A 14,083-nucleotide genomic window follows, 5' to 3' on the forward strand; every position below is an offset into this window, starting at 1 on the left:
CTCGCTACTGCTTCTTGGGCGCCGGGAAGTGGCAGACGCCGCCGCTGCAGTAGCCGACGCTGTCGTCGGCGTCGTCCAGGAGGTTCAGGGCGCCGGGCAGCGGCGACAGCGCAGGGCGCTGCTCGTGCTCTGCGGGTTCCTGTGTGGTGGCCATCCCTCGATGGTACGCCTGCTGCGCACTGTCGGCGTCGTTCGCGCCCACGCGCCCCGTCGCCGACCGCATACCGGCCCGGCGGCTGTCAACCGCCAGCGAATCGACAGCCCTCTCCCCTAGCGTTGGAGCATGGTGACCCGACTCCTCGCCCGCCTCTATTGGGCGCTCAGCCGCTGGACCCTGACCGTCGAGGCGGTGCCCACCCGCCCGACCGTGCTGATCGGCGCACCGCACACCTCCAACTGGGACTTCGTGCTCATGCTCGCGATCGCGTGGCGCCTCCGCATCGATGTGCGCTGGCTGGGCAAGAGCAGCCTGTTCCGAGGGTGGCGGGGGCCGATCATGCGCCGCCTCGGCGGCATCCCCGTGGATCGCTCCGACCCCGCGCGCGTGGTCGGCGACGTGGTCGCGCGGGTGCATCAGGGCGAGGTGTTCGGTCTCGTCGTCACCCCCGACGGCACCCGTAGCGCGACGGGGTACTGGAAATCGGGCTTCTACCGGGTCGCCCGCGAGACCGGGATGCCGGTGACGCTCGGGTTCGTCGACCGCACCACGATGACCACCGGTCTCGGGCCGACCATCGAGCTGACCGGCGACGTCGGCGCCGACATGGACCGCATCCGCGCCTTCTACTCCGACAAGGCCGGCCTGCGCCCCGAACGCCGCCGTGAGCCGAGGCTTCGCGAAGAGCCCGGTCAGGCGCCCTTCTCTGTCTCCGACCGCGCGTAGTCGAGGTCGTCGTCGGTCAGCGTCTCCGCCATGCCGACGACCGCGCCGGTGAGTTCGCGGATCTCCTCACGGGCGATCTCACCCACGTGCGGCGCATGCTCGAAGACAGCGAGCCTCGCCTCGTCGGAGAGGTCGTTCCACCACTCCCTGATCGGCGGCAGAGTCATCGGCGGTCTCCTTCCACGGGTGCGCCTTCGACAGCCGGGTCAAGAGTCTGGACACCGCGAATCTCATACCGGAAGACTGTCGCCATGAACCCGGAAGACCGCCCGCTGCACCCGATCGAACGCGATGACCGCAGGGACGGTCGGGACGAGACGGCCAACGAGCGCGCCGACCGCAACTGGGATGAGCTCCTCCAGGAGTTGCGGGTCATGCAGACGGGTACGCAGATCCTCACCGGCTTCCTCCTCGCCGTCGCGTTCCAACCTCGTTTCGAGGACCTGGATGCCTTCCAGCGCGACGTGTACGTCGTGCTCGTCGGCCTGGCCGCCCTGGCGACCATCCTCGCACTCGCACCCGTCGGGATGCACAGGGCCCTCTTCGGGCGCCAGCGCAAGCCGCAGCTCGTGCGGATGGCCGCGCGCATCGTGCGGATCGATCTGATCGTCATCGCCGCGCTCACGGTCGGCGTCACGACGCTCATCATCGATTTCACCGTCAACCGCACGGCCGGTCTCATCGCGCTCATCGCGTCGGTCGTGGTCATCGCCGCCCTGTGGGTCGCGATGCCGACGCTCGTGCGACGGGCTCGGAACGACATCCGCGAGGGATGAGTCCGAGCCCGTCGCACGGTGATGTGGGTCGCGTCAGCTGCCCGCGGGCGTGCGGTTCTCCGCGCTGACCATCCACGCGAACTGCTCGAGGCTCTCGAGCACGGCGTGCAGAATGTCGGCCGAGGTGGGGTCCTCCTCGTCGACGGCGTCGTGCACATCGCGCATGGTGCCGATGGCGGCCTCCAGGCGTGCGGTGATGAGGTCGATCGTGTCCTCGGTCGACACCTCGCCCATGGGGAAGGCCGGAAGGGAGGTCGTCTCCGCGATCGTGTCGGTGCGCCCGTCGGGAACGGCGTGCAGCGCGCGCATGCGCTCGGCGACCGTGTCGCTGAACGTGCGGGCGGCGTCGATGATCTCGTCGAGCTGGCGGTGGGTGTCGCGGAAGTTGCGTCCGACGACGTTCCAGTGCGCCTGCTTGCCCTGCAGCGACAGCTCGATCAAGTCGACCAGCACGGTCTGCAGGTTCGCCGCGAGCGTGGGCGACGCGGTGAATCCCTTCTCCGCGTTCTGACGACGGGTGGTCTTCGCACCGCGCTTGTTCGTCGTGGTGCCTGTGGTGCTCTTCTTCTCAGCCATGTGTGTCCTCCTGGCGGCGACGATAGCCCGATACACCGCCGGGATCGAGGGGGTTGACACCCGCTCCCCGCACCGCCGATGGTGGCGTGCGGAGGGCACGAATGACAGACACGAAGGACCAGATCGAGATCGCACCGCTCCGCGCCGAGGATGCCGGGGAGGTGATGACTCTGCAGCGCGCCGCGTTCGTCTCGGAAGCACAGATCTACGGCAGCGCCGACATGCCGCCGCTGACGCAGACGCTGGCCGAGGTCGAGGCGGAGCTGCGCTCCGGGTCGGGCCTCGGCGCGCGGATCGGCGGTCGGCTGGTCGGGGCGATCCGCTTCGCGGAGGACGAGCGGATGCTGTTGATCGGCCGAATCGCGATCGCGCCCGACATGCAGGGAGAGGGCATCGGTCGAACGCTGCTGTCGGCCGCCGAGGAAGCGTCGTCGGCAGAGACCGCCGAGCTGTTCACGGGCAGCCTGAGCGAGGCGAACATCCGCCTGTACGAGGCGTGCGGGTATGTCGAGAGCGCCCGCATCCCGCAGGGCGACGGCACCGACCAGGTGTTCCTGCGCAAACCTCTGCATCCGGTGGGAGAACCCTCCAAACCGGGCGCGTCGGGTTGATCCTGCCGGCGGGGTTCGGCATCGTGGCCCGGACACGTCGCGACCGCCTCGTGTCCGCTACCGGAAGGAGAGTCTCGTGCTCACCCTCACCGACAACGCAACCGCCATCGTCAACACCCTCGTCAGCCGTCAGACCGACGCCGCAGACGCCGGGCTCCGCATCCACTCGACGCCCGATCCCGGCCCCGACGGCGGCGCCCGCCTCGCGGTTCTCGTCGCACCCGATCCGGAGCCGGCCGACCAGGTCGTCGAGGTCTCGGGCACCCGTCTCTTCCTCGACGAGACCGCTGCGGCCGCGCTCGACGACAAGGTGCTCGACGCGGGCGTCGACGACGAGGGCGCGGTGTCCTTCGCCGTGCTCAGCCAGGTCGCCTGACCTCACCGGCTCATCACGGATGCCGCGGCTCGACGAGCCGCGGCATCCGTGCGTCCGGGGCGCGGCGCACCCGACGGGCACGTCGCGTAGGTTGGGAGGAGACCGAGCACCGCCGAGGAGGCGAACCCGAATGAAGATCGCGCTGCTGCGCCGTTACGTGGTGCTCGCCGAGACGCTGCACTTCCCCCGGGCGGCCGAACAGCTTGGCATCCCCCTGGCTTCGCTGTACACGTCGCTCGACAAGCTCGAAGCAGAGGTCGGGCACACACTCGTGAACCGTGAGGGCACTCCGCGGCTCACGAACGTCGGCACCCTGTTCCTCGCCGAGGCGCAGGCCGCGGTCGCCGCTGCTCCCCCGCCCGCACCGAAGACCGTGGCGCCGGCCGGCGGCAAGGCGAAGGCGTCGAAGGGCAAGGGACGCGCCCCGATCGTCAAGGGACAGCCCAAGCCCTACAAGAAGCGTCAGGGCCGCTGAGCGTCAGGGCCGCTGAGCGTCAGCGCTCGACGACTCGTCCGTCCTCGACCAGCCACCGGCGTGTGGTCTGCACCGCGTCGAGCATGCGCCGATCGTGCGTGACGAGCAGCAGCGTGCCGGTGTAGCTTTCCAGCGCCTGCTCGAGCTGCTCGATCGCGGGCAGGTCGAGGTGGCTGGTGGGCTCGTCGAGCACGAGCAGGTTCACGCCGCGCGCCTGCAGGAGGGCGAGAGCTGCACGGGTGCGTTCGCCCGGAGACAGCTCGTCGACGGAGCGGGTGACGTGGTCGGCTTTGAGCCCGAACTTCGCGAGCAGGGTCCGTGCCTCGGCGGACGACATCTCGGGCACCACCGACTCGAAGGCGTCGGCCAGGGCGGCAGGTCCGCGCAGCAGTGACCGCGCCTGATCAATCTCGCCGATCTGCACGCTGGCGCCCATGCTGGCGGATCCCTCGTTCGGGCTCTGACGGCCGAGCAGCCCGCGCAGCAGTGTCGACTTCCCGGCGCCGTTCGGCCCGGTGATGCCGATGCGATCGCCGGCGTCGACCTGCAGCGAGACGGGCCCCAGCGTGAAATCGCCCTGGTGGAACACCGCGCCGCTCAGGGTCGAGACGACCGTGCTCGACCGCGGAGCCGACCCGATGGTGAACTCCAGCTGCCACTCCTTGCGCGGCTCCTCCACCTCTTCCAGGCGAGCGATGCGGCTCTCCATCTGACGCACCTTCTGCGCCTGCTTCTCGCTGGACTCCATCGACGCCTTGCGCTGCAGCTTGTCGTTGTCGGGCGACTTCTTCATCGCGTTGCGCACACCCTGGCTCGACCACTCCCGCTGGGTGCGGGCGCGGGCGACGAGGTCGGCCTTCTTCTCGGCGAACTCGTCGTACTTCTCCCTCAGGTGCCGCTTCAGCACGGTGCGCTCCTCCAGGTAGGCGTCGTATCCGCCGCCGTACAGCCGGTGCGTGTGCTGGGCGAGGTCGAGCTCCAGCACGCGGGTGACGCTCCGAGCGAGGAACTCGCGGTCGTGGCTGACGAGCACCACTCCCCCGCGGAGGCCCCGGACGAACGATTCCAGTCGATCGAGGCCGTCGAGGTCGAGGTCGTTGGTGGGCTCGTCGAGGAACACGACGTCGAAGCGTGAGAGCAGGAGCGCGGCGAGTCCCACTCGCGCCGCCTGCCCGCCGGACAGGGCCGACATGAGGGTGTGCTCGTCGACCCGCCCTCCACTCGGGAGCCCGAGGTCGGCGAGCACGGGCGGGATCCGTTCGTCGAGGTCGGCGGCTCCGCTGGCGAGCCAGCGCTCCAGCGCCGTCGAGTACGTGTCGGCCGGGTCGGTGGCGGCCGGTGCGAGGCTCGGATCTCCGAGCGCCGCGGCCGCGGCATCCATCTCCCTGGTGGCATCGGCGCAGCCCGTGCGGCGAGCGATGTACTCGGCGACCGTCTCACCGGGCACACGCTCGTGCTCCTGGGGCAGCCAGCCGACAAACGCATCGGCCGGCGCGAGCGAGACCGTACCGTCCATGGGTGCATCGACGCCCGCGAGCAGCCTCAGCAGCGTCGACTTGCCCGCACCATTCGCACCCACGACTCCCACGACATCGCCGGAAGCGACGGTCAGGTCGACCCCCTCGAAGAGGATGCGGTGGCCGTGGCCTCCGGCAAGGTTCTGAGCGACGAGAGTGGCGGTCATCAGACCATCCTCTCAGCCGCCGTCCTCTCCCTCCGCGCGCGACTTCAGGTCGAACCCGTCAGTCCCAGTCGAGGTACTCCTCGATGATCACGCCGGTCTCGATCGGGTGATGCATGGGGAAAAGGTGGTCGCCGGTGATGGTCTTGATGCTGGAGCGGTCGGGCACGCTCGCCTGCAGCGCTTCGGCGTTCGCGGGCGGGGTGTCGGTGTCTTCCGTGCCCTGCACGATCAGCACGGGGATCGCCGACGCGACGGGGATGTCGACGTCCTCCACGCCGAGCAGCAGCAGGCCGTTCGCGCGGTCGGTGTGAGCGGCGACGAGGGCGCGGGCGATCGTGCCGCCGAACCCGTGACCGCCGACCCAGGTGTCGTCGATGCCGACGTGGTCGATCACGGCGACGGCATCCTCGACGCGCTCCTCGAGAGTCGCGTCACCTGCACGGTGTCCGATGCGCAGCACGTGAAAGCCTGCCTCTTCGGCGAGGTAGTGCGCGGCGACACCCAGCACGTCGGCGGCGAGCCCCTGCTCCTGGATGAGGACCAGCTTGACCGGACCGTCGCCCTCGTCGGCGAACGGGATCGCGCGGCCGTCGGGCTCGAAGATCTGGGTGTCGGTCATGGGCGTGGTTCTCCTCGTGCCGTCTCAGTGGGTGACGAGGGGCTCGCGGCGACGCGCTCGTCCGTCGCCGTCATCCCTCGTCCTCCAGCGTATCCCGCTCACTCGCGCAGAGCGGATCTCCCTCGACGTGCGATCTCCTGCCAGAGGTGAGCGACCGTGGCGGCGCCCTGCAGCAGCATCCTCACGTCCACGCTCTCGTCGCTGGCGTGCCAGTGATCTTCGGGCAGGCCCGTGCCGAGGAACGAGACGGGCGCGCCGAGCTCGCGAGAGAGCAGCTCCGCGGGTCCGCCCCCGGCGTTGCCCATGCGGCCACGGACCTCCGTCCCGTACCCCCGCGCGAGGGCGAGTTCGAGAGCGTCGAGCATCGCACCGCGTGGGGCGGTGTACGGCTCTTGCGCGATGCGCTCGTCGACCGTCAGCTCGTACGCGGCTCCGACGGGCATCGCCGCGGCGACGTACTCTCGGAGGCGATCCGCGACGTCGTGGTTGCTTTGATCGGGAACAGTGCGGATGCTGAGTGAAGCCGTCGCCTCCCGCGGGATGACCGAGCGCTCGATGCCCGTCGGATCCCCTGCGAGCAGGGAGATCACCTCGATGGCCGGTCGCACCCAGAGTCGTTCGGGAACGGTGTAGCCCGCCTCGCCCATGACCACTCCCGTCTCGGTGCGCTCGAGCCAGATGTCTTCATCGAACGGGAGCTCGCCCAGCTCCCGACGTCGCTCCGGAGATACGGCGGCGACGCCGTCATAGAAGCCGGGGATGGCGATTCGGTCTGTCTCGTCGTGCATGCCCGCGAGGATGCGCGCCAGGACCAGCGACGGATTCAGGGTGACCCCTGATGCGACCCCGCTGTGCACGTCGCGTTCGGGTCCCATCACGGTCAGCGTGGCTGTGAGGGTGCCGCGCATCGAGGTCACGGGAGCCGGCGCATCATCGCGCCACTGGATCGTGTCGGAGAAGACGATCGCGTCGCAGCCCAACCGGTCGCGGTGCTCACGCAGCAGTGCTTCGAGGTTCGGCGAGCCGATCTCCTCCTCGCCGTCGACGAGGAGTTTCACGTTCAGAGGCAGCTCGCCGCAGGCGTCGAACGCCCGCAGGCCCCAGATGTGCGCGAGCACCTGCCCCTTCGCGTCGGACGCCCCGCGTCCATAGAGACGTCCGTCGCGGAGCACGGCGGTGAACGGCTCGGTCTCGCTCCACTCCTCCGGCTTCGCGTGCCGCACGTCGTGATGGCTGTAGACGAGGATCGTCGGCGCCTCGGGGTCGACCAGTCTCTCGCCGAACACCGCGACGGAATCCCCCGTCGGCAGCAACGTCGTCTCGAGCCCGGCGTCACGCATCTCGCCCGCGATCCAGTGCGCCGAGCGCGTCATGTCCATCCGACGGTCGGGGTCGGCAGACACCGACGGGATAGCGACCCAGGCGGAGAGCCGATCGACGATGTCGCCTGCGGCATCCTCCAGGTACGGAGCGAACCCGTCGCTGGCCCAATCGTCTGCCGCGCGCGGTTCCGTGTCGTCCATGCGGCCACCCTGGCCCTCTGCCGTTCCCCGCGTTTCGGGCTTGACGCGGGCCGGCGGACCCCGCTACAGGACCACGGAGAAGCAGTCGACGGGCGGGCGCGCGATTGTCGCAGGGATGGGCCGATCTGGAAACCCCCCTCGTGATCCGCAGTCCCGAGCGTTGCATGGCCAGTCCACCGACAGACGATCAGAAAGGCGCACCATGTTCTTCCACCGACAGGAGCTCCAGTTCTCCGCGACACCCGAGGCACCGGATGCCGTCTACGCGCGAAAGCTGCAGGAGGTGCTCGGCGGACAGTACGGCGAGATCACCGTCGCGCTGCAGTACCAGTTCCAGGCCTGGAACATGCACATCCCCGGCAAGTACCGCGATCTGGTGTTCGGCATCGGCGCCGAGGAGATGGGGCACGTCGAGATGCTTGCCGTCATGATCGCGCAGCTGCTCGAGAAGGCGCCGCTGGGTATCACAGAGGATGCCGTGCAGGACGACCCGACCGTGGCCGCGATCGTCGGCGGGACCGACGTGCAGCAGGGCATCGTCGCGGGCGCCGGGGCTCGGCCTGTGGACAGCAACGGCAACCCGTGGCAGGGCTCGTACATCACGTCGAGCGGCAATCTGCTCGCCGACTTCATGGCCAACGCCAACGCCGAGATGCAGGGCCGAGTGCAGGTCGCGCGGCTGTACCACATGACCGATGACCACGGCATCCGGGACATGCTCGGCTTCCTGCTCGCCCGCGACACGATGCACCAGAACCAGTGGCTCGCCGCGGTCGAGGAGCTCAAGGCTGAGGGAGCGGAGGAGCTGCCCGTGCCCAGTAACTTCCCGCTGAACAAGGAGCACCGCGAGGTCTCGTACCAGTACCTCAACTTCAGCGACGGAGCGACGGCCGCCGAGGGGTCCTGGGCGAGCGGACCGACGCCGGACGGCAAGGGCGAGTTCAGCTACCACGACGGCCCGACGACGACGGCGGTCATGCCGCCGCCCACCCGTCCCGACGCGCGGTTCTACGGCACGACAGACATGCCGAACGTCGTCGAGAAGGTCGCCGGCGCCGCCCAGGACGCGATGAACAAGGAGTGACGCGAGGACATCCGGGATGCTCGTGCTCCCTCTTGGTCGGACACGGATCCGGCCGAGAGGGCATGGGCGTGTCAGTTGTTGAAGCGGAACTCCACGACGTCGCCGTCCTGCATGACGTAGTCCTTGCCCTCGAGGCGGGCCTTGCCCTTGGCACGCGCCTCGACGACGGACCCCGTCTCGACGAGGTCGTCGAACGAGACGATCTCCGCCTTGATGAACCCCTTCTCGAAGTCGGTGTGGATGACTCCGGCGGCCTGCGGTGCCTTCGACCCCTTGGGGATCGTCCAGGCACGCGCCTCCTTGGGACCGGCCGTCAGGTACGTCTGCAGGCCGAGCGTGTCGAACCCGATGCGGGCGAGCTGGTCGAGGCCGGACTCGTCCTGGCCGGTCGAGGCGAGCAGCTCCGCGGCGTCCTCGGGATCGAGGTCCTTGAGCTCCGACTCGATCTTCGCATCGAGGAAGATCGCCTTCGCGGGAGCGACGAGCGCGGCCAGCTCCTCCTTGCGGGCGGTGTCGGTGAGCACGCCCTCGTCGACGTTGAACACGAAGATGACCGGCTTCGAGGTGAGGAGTCCGAGCTCGCGGATCGGACTCAGGTCCAGTCCACTGGTGGAGAGCAGGACGCCGCGCTCCAGAGCATCCTTCGCGGCCTTCGCCGTCTCGAGCACGACGGGCTCGATCTTCTTGCCCCGAACTTCCTTCTCGTACCGTGTGATCGCCCGGTCGACGGTCTCGAGGTCGGCGAGCATGAGCTCGGCGTTGATGGTCTCCATGTCGGATGCGGGGTTCACGGCCCCGTCGACGTGCACGACGTCGTCGTCGGCGAAGCCGCGGACGACCTGCGCGATCGCGTCGGCCTCGCGGATGTTCGCGAGGAACTTGTTGCCCAGGCCCTCGCCCTCGCTCGCACCGCGCACGATGCCGGCGATGTCGACGAACGACACCGCCGCGGGAAGGATGCGCTCGCTGTGGAAGATCTCGGCGAGCTTGTCGAGGCGCGTGTCGGGCAGGTTCACCACGCCGACGTTCGGCTCGATCGTCGCGAACGGATAGTTCGCCGCGAGCACGTCGTTCTTGGTCAGGGCGTTGAAGAGGGTGGACTTGCCGACGTTGGGCAGGCCGACGATACCGATAGTGAGAGCCACGGGGTACGAGTCTACCCGCCGCCCGGACTCCGCCCGTCAGCTCTTGCGGCTGCGGAAGGCCCTCGTCACATACGGCAGGTCGATCGTCGCGTCGCCGTCGAGACCGAGCTCCTCGAACAGCGCCTCCATGTCGTGCCGGATGCGCAGCTTCTCGTCGTCCGACGCGGTGATGATGTAGCTGCGGGATGCGGCCATCCGGTGCAGCAGCTCCCGCGTGATCGGACGCACCCACTCCCACGACTGCTCCTCGAGCGCGCCCATCGGCGGCGCGACCTCGGGTCCCCCTTCTGCGAGCATGACCTCGGCGTGGCTGCCGTGCATGATCGCGGTGAGGCGGCACACCCAGTCGACGCGTTCGTCGCGGATGTTCCAGATCAGTCCGAGCACGCCCCCGTCGCGCAGCACACGCCCGATCTCCGCCGAGCCGCGCACCGGATCGACCCAGTGCCACGCCTGGCCGAGCACGACGGCGTCGAGACTGGCGTCCGGGAGGGGCAGCCTCTCGGCGGTTCCGAGGAACGTCGGCACCCCGGGGATCGCTCCGCGCAATGTGGCGAGCATCTCGGCATCCGGATCCACGGCGACGATCTCGGCATCGGGCGCCTTGGCGAGGACGCGCGTGAGCTTGCCGGTCCCGGCGCCGACATCGGCGATGCGGCGCGAGTCGGCGGGCAGCGGCTCCAGCATCCAGGCCACGGCCTCGAACGGGTAGTCGGGGCGACCGAGCTCGTAGTTGTGCGCCTCGGCACCGAAGGATGTCGACAGTCCATCGCTCATGTCGCCAGCCTACGGCGCGTCCTCCTCGCGGCCCGAGCACCGCGGGAGAGAGTGGAGTCGTGCCCCTGGACTTCACCGCGATCGACTTCGAGACGGCGAACTCCAGCCCCGCCTCCGCGTGCTCCGTCGGACTCGTGCGCGTCCGCGACGGCCGGGTCGTCGCCACGGCCGGATGGCTGATCCGCCCGCCCGTGGGACATGACGAGTTCCAGGAATGGAACGTGCGGATCCACGGGATCCGTGCGCAGGACGTGGTCTCGGCCGCGTCCTGGATCGATCAGTTCGCCGCACTGTGCGACTTCGCCGGTTCCGACGTGCTCGTGGCGCACAACGCCGGCTTCGACCTCAACGTCCTCCGGCGAGCATCGGAGGCCACGGGCCTCGACTGCCCTCCCTATCGATCCCTCTGCAGCCTGCAGGTGGCCAGGAAGGTCTACGACCTCGAGTCGTATCGACTTCCGAAAGCCGCCGAGGCGGCCGGTTTCACCGGTTTCTCCCACCACGACGCCCTCGCGGATGCACTGGCCTGCGCGCACATCGTGATGGATGCCGCGCAGCGCCTGGCCGCGCCCGACGTGTTCGCCCTCGCCGAGGCTCTCAGCCTGCGGGTGACGACTCCTCGCGCACCGCAGCCGCGCCCCGCCGAGACGCTCGTCGCCGCGCAGGACCTCGCGGTCGCCTGACGCCTGCCCCTCGGGCCGCCCGATCGCCGGGTCGTTCCGGGGAATGTCGGAGGCCGCGGGCACCATGGAGCCATGGATCCTCTCACGATCGTTCTCCTGCTCGTGGCGCTGCTGCTCGGCGCCGCAGGAGGATGGGTGCTTCGCGCCGGACGCGGCGGTGTCGACCTCGCGCGCGCCGAGGCCGAGCTCGCCGCCCTGCGTGACGACCGCGACCGGCAGTACGACCTGTATCGCGATGCCGTCGAGCACTCGCGTTCGGCGCAACGGGCCGAGGCCGAGCGCGTGCAGCAGCAGAACGCCGTTCTCACGGCCCTTGCACCGGTGCGCGAGAGTCTGCGACAGATGCAGACGAAGGTGTCGGCCATGGAGCAGGAGCGCCATGAGCAGTTCGGTTCGCTGGCCGAGCAGCTGCGTCGCGCTCAGGAGTCCGATGAGGCCCTGCGCGCGACGACCGAGTCGCTCGCCGGCGCGCTCCGCTCGACCGCCACGCGCGGCGTCTGGGGCGAGACCCAGCTGCGGCGCGTCGTCGAGGCAGCCGGACTCACGCGGCACGTCGACTTCGACCTGCAGACGACGATCGCCTCCGATCACGGCCAGGGGCGGCCGGACATGGTGATCCGTCTGGCCGGTGGCGCATCGATCCCGGTGGATGCCAAGGTCCCCCTCGATGCTTTCCTCGAAGCGTCCGCGCTCCCGATCGGCGATGCCCACGAGACGCAGCGGCGCGCGCACATGCAGAAGCACGTCAAGGCAGTGCGCGCTCACATCGACGCACTCGCCAAGAAGGCGTACTGGTCGGGCCTCGAGTCGGGCCCCGAGTTCGTGATCTGCTTCCTGCCCAGTGAGTCCCTCTTGTCGGCCGCCATCGACGAGGACCCGACGCTGCTCGACTACGCCTTCGGCCGCCGCGTCGCGCTCGCCTCGCCGGTGAACCTGTGGGCAGTGCTCAAGACGGTCGCCTACACCTGGACTCAGCAGGAGGTCTCGACCGAGGCACGCGCCCTACTCGCTCTGGGCACGCAGCTGTACGACCGCCTCGGGGTGCTCGCCGGGCATGCCGATGATCTGCGTCGCGCGCTGGAACGCACTGTCGAGAGCTACAACCGCTTCGCCGGCTCACTCGAGAGCCGGGTACTCGTGACCGCGCGTCAGTTCCCCGGCATCGACACGACCGGGCTGGCAGAGTCGCCGAAGGGCGTGACGACGCAGACGCGGCGATTCACAGCGCCGGAGCTGGTCGGCAACGGCGACCCCGTCGACGATTCGCTGTTCGCGGACGTGGGTGAGGTGCGTTCGCGCCTGGAAGGGAGTGGCGACCGGGGCAGGGACTGATTCCCGGGTTCGGGGCGCCCGGGTCAGGCGACGCCGGGGACGCCGCTCATGAGAAGGATGACGAGACCGCTCGTGACCACGAACGCACCGATCATCCACCAGGAGCTGAGCTCGTGGCCCTCGTCACGGCGCTTGCGGAACAGCACGTCCGCTCGACGCGCAGGATCGGTGACGACCGGCGACGGCGCTCCGGGAGGCGTTGCCGCAGGGGCGGCGGCTCCCGGTGCCGAGATCTCGTCGACGTTCACACGCAGGATGCGACCTGTGTTGGTGGTGACGATCTTCGTCCGCGCGGCCTGAGAACCACTCGTCTGCTGCGTTGCCATCTGTTCGCCCTCCTGTGCCTGCGGTGCCTGGCGGCTCCGTCGACGGCGACAAACCCAGGGTCAATTGTGACACGACCCTGCAGGAAAGCTCGGCGCCGGGTCGCCGTGAGGGCATACCGGCTCGGTAACGATGCCGCGACGACGCGGCGGCGATCAGGTCAGAGCCACTTCGAGACGAGGTGCTCCGAAGCGATCCGGCGAAGCGTCCCCGAGGCGCCACGCAGCACGACACTCTCGGTGTAGATGTACCCGTGCTCGCGTCGAACACCCGCGACGAGCTGGCCGTCGGTGACGCCCGTCGCCACGAAGATCGTGTTGTCCCCGCGCACGAGATCGTCGGCCTCGTACACCTTGTCCATGTCGAGACCGGCGTCGATTCCGCGCTGGCGCTCGTCGTCATCGCGGGGCCACAGACGGCCCTGGATGTGCCCGCCGAGAGCCTTGATCGCACAGGCCGTGACGATGCCCTCCGGGCTGCCTCCGACGCCGACGCACATGTCGGTCCGCGCGGCGTGTCGCGCGGCGTTGATACCGCCGGCCACATCGCCGTCGCTCATCAGGCGGGTGCCGGCTCCGGCATCCCTGATCTCCTGGATGAGCTTCTCGTGGCGGGGCCGGTTCAGCACCGAGACCACGATCTCGTCCACCGGCTTGCCCAGCGCTCCGGCGAGCTTGCGGATGTTCTCGCCGATCGGAAGGCGGATGTCGACGACGCCCACACCCGCCGGGCCCGTGACCAGCTTGTCCATGTAGAAGACGCTCGAGGCGTCGAGCATCGAGCCCCGGTCCGAGACCGCGATCACCGAGAGCGCGTTCTGACGTCCGGCGGCGGTCAGCGAGGTCCCGTCGATCGGGTCGACGGCGATGTCGCACTCGGGACCCGTGCCGGTGCCGACGACCTCGCCGTTGAACAGCATCGGGGCGTTGTCCTTCTCCCCCTCGCCGATCACGACCCGGCCCTGGAACGCGACCGTTCCGAGGAACGCGCGCATCGCGTCGACCGCCGCGCCGTCCGCCGCCTCCTTGGCGCCGCGCCCGATGAAGGGAACGGCTCGGATGGCCGCCGCCTCTGTCGCACGCACCAGCTCCATTGCGAGGTTCCGGTCGGGACGCAGGGGGCTCAGATCGGCCGTCAGACTCACCATGCGGTCAGCCTAGCCACGGAACACGGTTCACACCGCCGTTTTCACCCCTCGGCGACCGAAGGAATCGG

At 69.4% G+C, this 14,083-nt stretch carries 18 protein-coding genes; 8 read left to right on the top strand and 10 right to left on the bottom strand.

The window, feature by feature from the left end; translation table 11 throughout:
* Nucleotides 1-4: 4 nt before the first annotated feature.
* Nucleotides 5-154 (bottom strand): hypothetical protein, encoded by a 150-nt coding sequence (locus RAC69_RS07825; protein ID WP_341935039.1) that lies wholly within the window; start codon nucleotides 152-154, stop codon nucleotides 5-7.
* 129 nt (nucleotides 155-283) lie between these two features.
* On the opposite strand from RAC69_RS07825, the gene RAC69_RS07830 reads away from it, so the two are divergent.
* Complete coding sequence (locus RAC69_RS07830; protein WP_375086306.1) at nucleotides 284-883, top strand: 1-acyl-sn-glycerol-3-phosphate acyltransferase; 600 nt, start codon at nucleotides 284-286, stop codon at nucleotides 881-883.
* Here the strand turns inward: RAC69_RS07830 and RAC69_RS07835 are convergent.
* Nucleotides 850-1,050 (bottom strand): hypothetical protein, encoded by a 201-nt coding sequence (locus tag RAC69_RS07835; protein ID WP_375086308.1) that lies wholly within the window; start codon nucleotides 1,048-1,050, stop codon nucleotides 850-852. The two genes, RAC69_RS07830 and RAC69_RS07835, sit on opposite strands and share 34 nt — an antisense overlap.
* A gap of 84 nt (nucleotides 1,051-1,134) precedes the next feature.
* Here RAC69_RS07835 and RAC69_RS07840 point away from each other — a divergent pair, with 84 nt between their 5' ends.
* Nucleotides 1,135-1,659, top strand: coding sequence for a DUF6328 family protein (locus tag RAC69_RS07840; RefSeq protein ID WP_375086309.1), 525 nt, complete (start codon nucleotides 1,135-1,137; stop codon nucleotides 1,657-1,659).
* A 33-nt stretch (nucleotides 1,660-1,692) separates the two neighbouring features.
* Here RAC69_RS07840 and RAC69_RS07845 read toward each other — a convergent pair whose 3' ends face one another.
* Nucleotides 1,693-2,235, bottom strand: a complete 543-nt coding sequence (locus RAC69_RS07845; protein ID WP_341935043.1) for a DNA starvation/stationary phase protection protein — start codon at nucleotides 2,233-2,235, stop codon at nucleotides 1,693-1,695.
* Nucleotides 2,236-2,336: 101 nt separating this feature from the next.
* Between RAC69_RS07845 and RAC69_RS07850 the strand changes: the two genes are divergently transcribed.
* The 3 genes from RAC69_RS07850 to RAC69_RS07860 all read left to right on the top strand — a co-directional run bounded on the left by RAC69_RS07850 (nucleotide 2,337) and on the right by RAC69_RS07860 (nucleotide 3,697).
* Nucleotides 2,337-2,846 carry a GNAT family N-acetyltransferase gene (locus RAC69_RS07850; RefSeq protein ID WP_375086311.1) on the top strand — a complete coding sequence of 170 codons (510 nt, stop codon included), beginning with the start codon at nucleotides 2,337-2,339 and terminating at the stop codon, nucleotides 2,844-2,846.
* Nucleotides 2,847-2,922: 76 nt separating this feature from the next.
* Nucleotides 2,923-3,222: a Fe-S cluster assembly protein HesB gene (locus RAC69_RS07855; RefSeq protein WP_096715219.1), complete on the top strand. Its 300-nt coding sequence runs from the start codon at nucleotides 2,923-2,925 to the stop codon at nucleotides 3,220-3,222.
* A gap of 130 nt (nucleotides 3,223-3,352) precedes the next feature.
* On the top strand, nucleotides 3,353-3,697 hold the full coding sequence (locus tag RAC69_RS07860; RefSeq protein WP_375086313.1) for a LysR family transcriptional regulator: 345 nt from the start codon (nucleotides 3,353-3,355) through the stop codon (nucleotides 3,695-3,697).
* Nucleotides 3,698-3,716: 19 nt separating this feature from the next.
* Here RAC69_RS07860 and RAC69_RS07865 read toward each other — a convergent pair whose 3' ends face one another.
* From RAC69_RS07865 to RAC69_RS07875, 3 genes are all read right to left on the bottom strand, one after another.
* Nucleotides 3,717-5,381, bottom strand: a complete 1,665-nt coding sequence (locus tag RAC69_RS07865; protein WP_375086315.1) for an ABC-F family ATP-binding cassette domain-containing protein — start codon at nucleotides 5,379-5,381, stop codon at nucleotides 3,717-3,719.
* A 58-nt stretch (nucleotides 5,382-5,439) separates the two neighbouring features.
* Nucleotides 5,440-6,000: an alpha/beta fold hydrolase gene (locus RAC69_RS07870; protein ID WP_375086317.1), complete on the bottom strand. Its 561-nt coding sequence runs from the start codon at nucleotides 5,998-6,000 to the stop codon at nucleotides 5,440-5,442.
* 98 nt (nucleotides 6,001-6,098) lie between these two features.
* Nucleotides 6,099-7,523 (bottom strand): M20/M25/M40 family metallo-hydrolase, encoded by a 1,425-nt coding sequence (locus RAC69_RS07875; protein ID WP_375086318.1) that lies wholly within the window; start codon nucleotides 7,521-7,523, stop codon nucleotides 6,099-6,101.
* Nucleotides 7,524-7,725: 202 nt separating this feature from the next.
* On the opposite strand from RAC69_RS07875, the gene RAC69_RS07880 reads away from it, so the two are divergent.
* Entirely contained in the window at nucleotides 7,726-8,607 is an 882-nt protein-coding gene (locus RAC69_RS07880) for a manganese catalase family protein (RefSeq protein WP_375086319.1), read from the top strand.
* A 71-nt stretch (nucleotides 8,608-8,678) separates the two neighbouring features.
* Here RAC69_RS07880 and ychF read toward each other — a convergent pair whose 3' ends face one another.
* Nucleotides 8,679-9,752 (bottom strand): redox-regulated ATPase YchF, encoded by a 1,074-nt coding sequence (gene ychF / locus RAC69_RS07885; RefSeq protein ID WP_375086321.1) that lies wholly within the window; start codon nucleotides 9,750-9,752, stop codon nucleotides 8,679-8,681.
* Between the two features lie 36 nt (nucleotides 9,753-9,788).
* Nucleotides 9,789-10,529 (bottom strand): class I SAM-dependent methyltransferase, encoded by a 741-nt coding sequence (locus RAC69_RS07890; RefSeq protein WP_375086322.1) that lies wholly within the window; start codon nucleotides 10,527-10,529, stop codon nucleotides 9,789-9,791.
* 59 nt (nucleotides 10,530-10,588) lie between these two features.
* Between RAC69_RS07890 and RAC69_RS07895 the strand changes: the two genes are divergently transcribed.
* Nucleotides 10,589-11,212: an exonuclease domain-containing protein gene (locus tag RAC69_RS07895; RefSeq protein WP_375086323.1), complete on the top strand. Its 624-nt coding sequence runs from the start codon at nucleotides 10,589-10,591 to the stop codon at nucleotides 11,210-11,212.
* A gap of 72 nt (nucleotides 11,213-11,284) precedes the next feature.
* Entirely contained in the window at nucleotides 11,285-12,544 is a 1,260-nt protein-coding gene (locus RAC69_RS07900) for a DNA recombination protein RmuC (protein WP_375086324.1), read from the top strand.
* A gap of 23 nt (nucleotides 12,545-12,567) precedes the next feature.
* Here RAC69_RS07900 and RAC69_RS07905 read toward each other — a convergent pair whose 3' ends face one another.
* Together RAC69_RS07905 and glpX are read right to left on the bottom strand one after the other, a co-directional pair.
* Entirely contained in the window at nucleotides 12,568-12,870 is a 303-nt protein-coding gene (locus RAC69_RS07905; RefSeq protein WP_375086325.1) for a hypothetical protein, read from the bottom strand.
* 158 nt (nucleotides 12,871-13,028) lie between these two features.
* Entirely contained in the window at nucleotides 13,029-14,015 is a 987-nt protein-coding gene (gene glpX / locus RAC69_RS07910) for a class II fructose-bisphosphatase (protein WP_251585932.1), read from the bottom strand.
* Nucleotides 14,016-14,083: the final 68 nt, after the last annotated feature.

The sequence above is a fragment of the Microbacterium sp. LS_15 genome, from assembly GCF_041954735.1.
Taxonomy (GTDB): Bacteria; Actinomycetota; Actinomycetes; order Actinomycetales; family Microbacteriaceae; genus Microbacterium.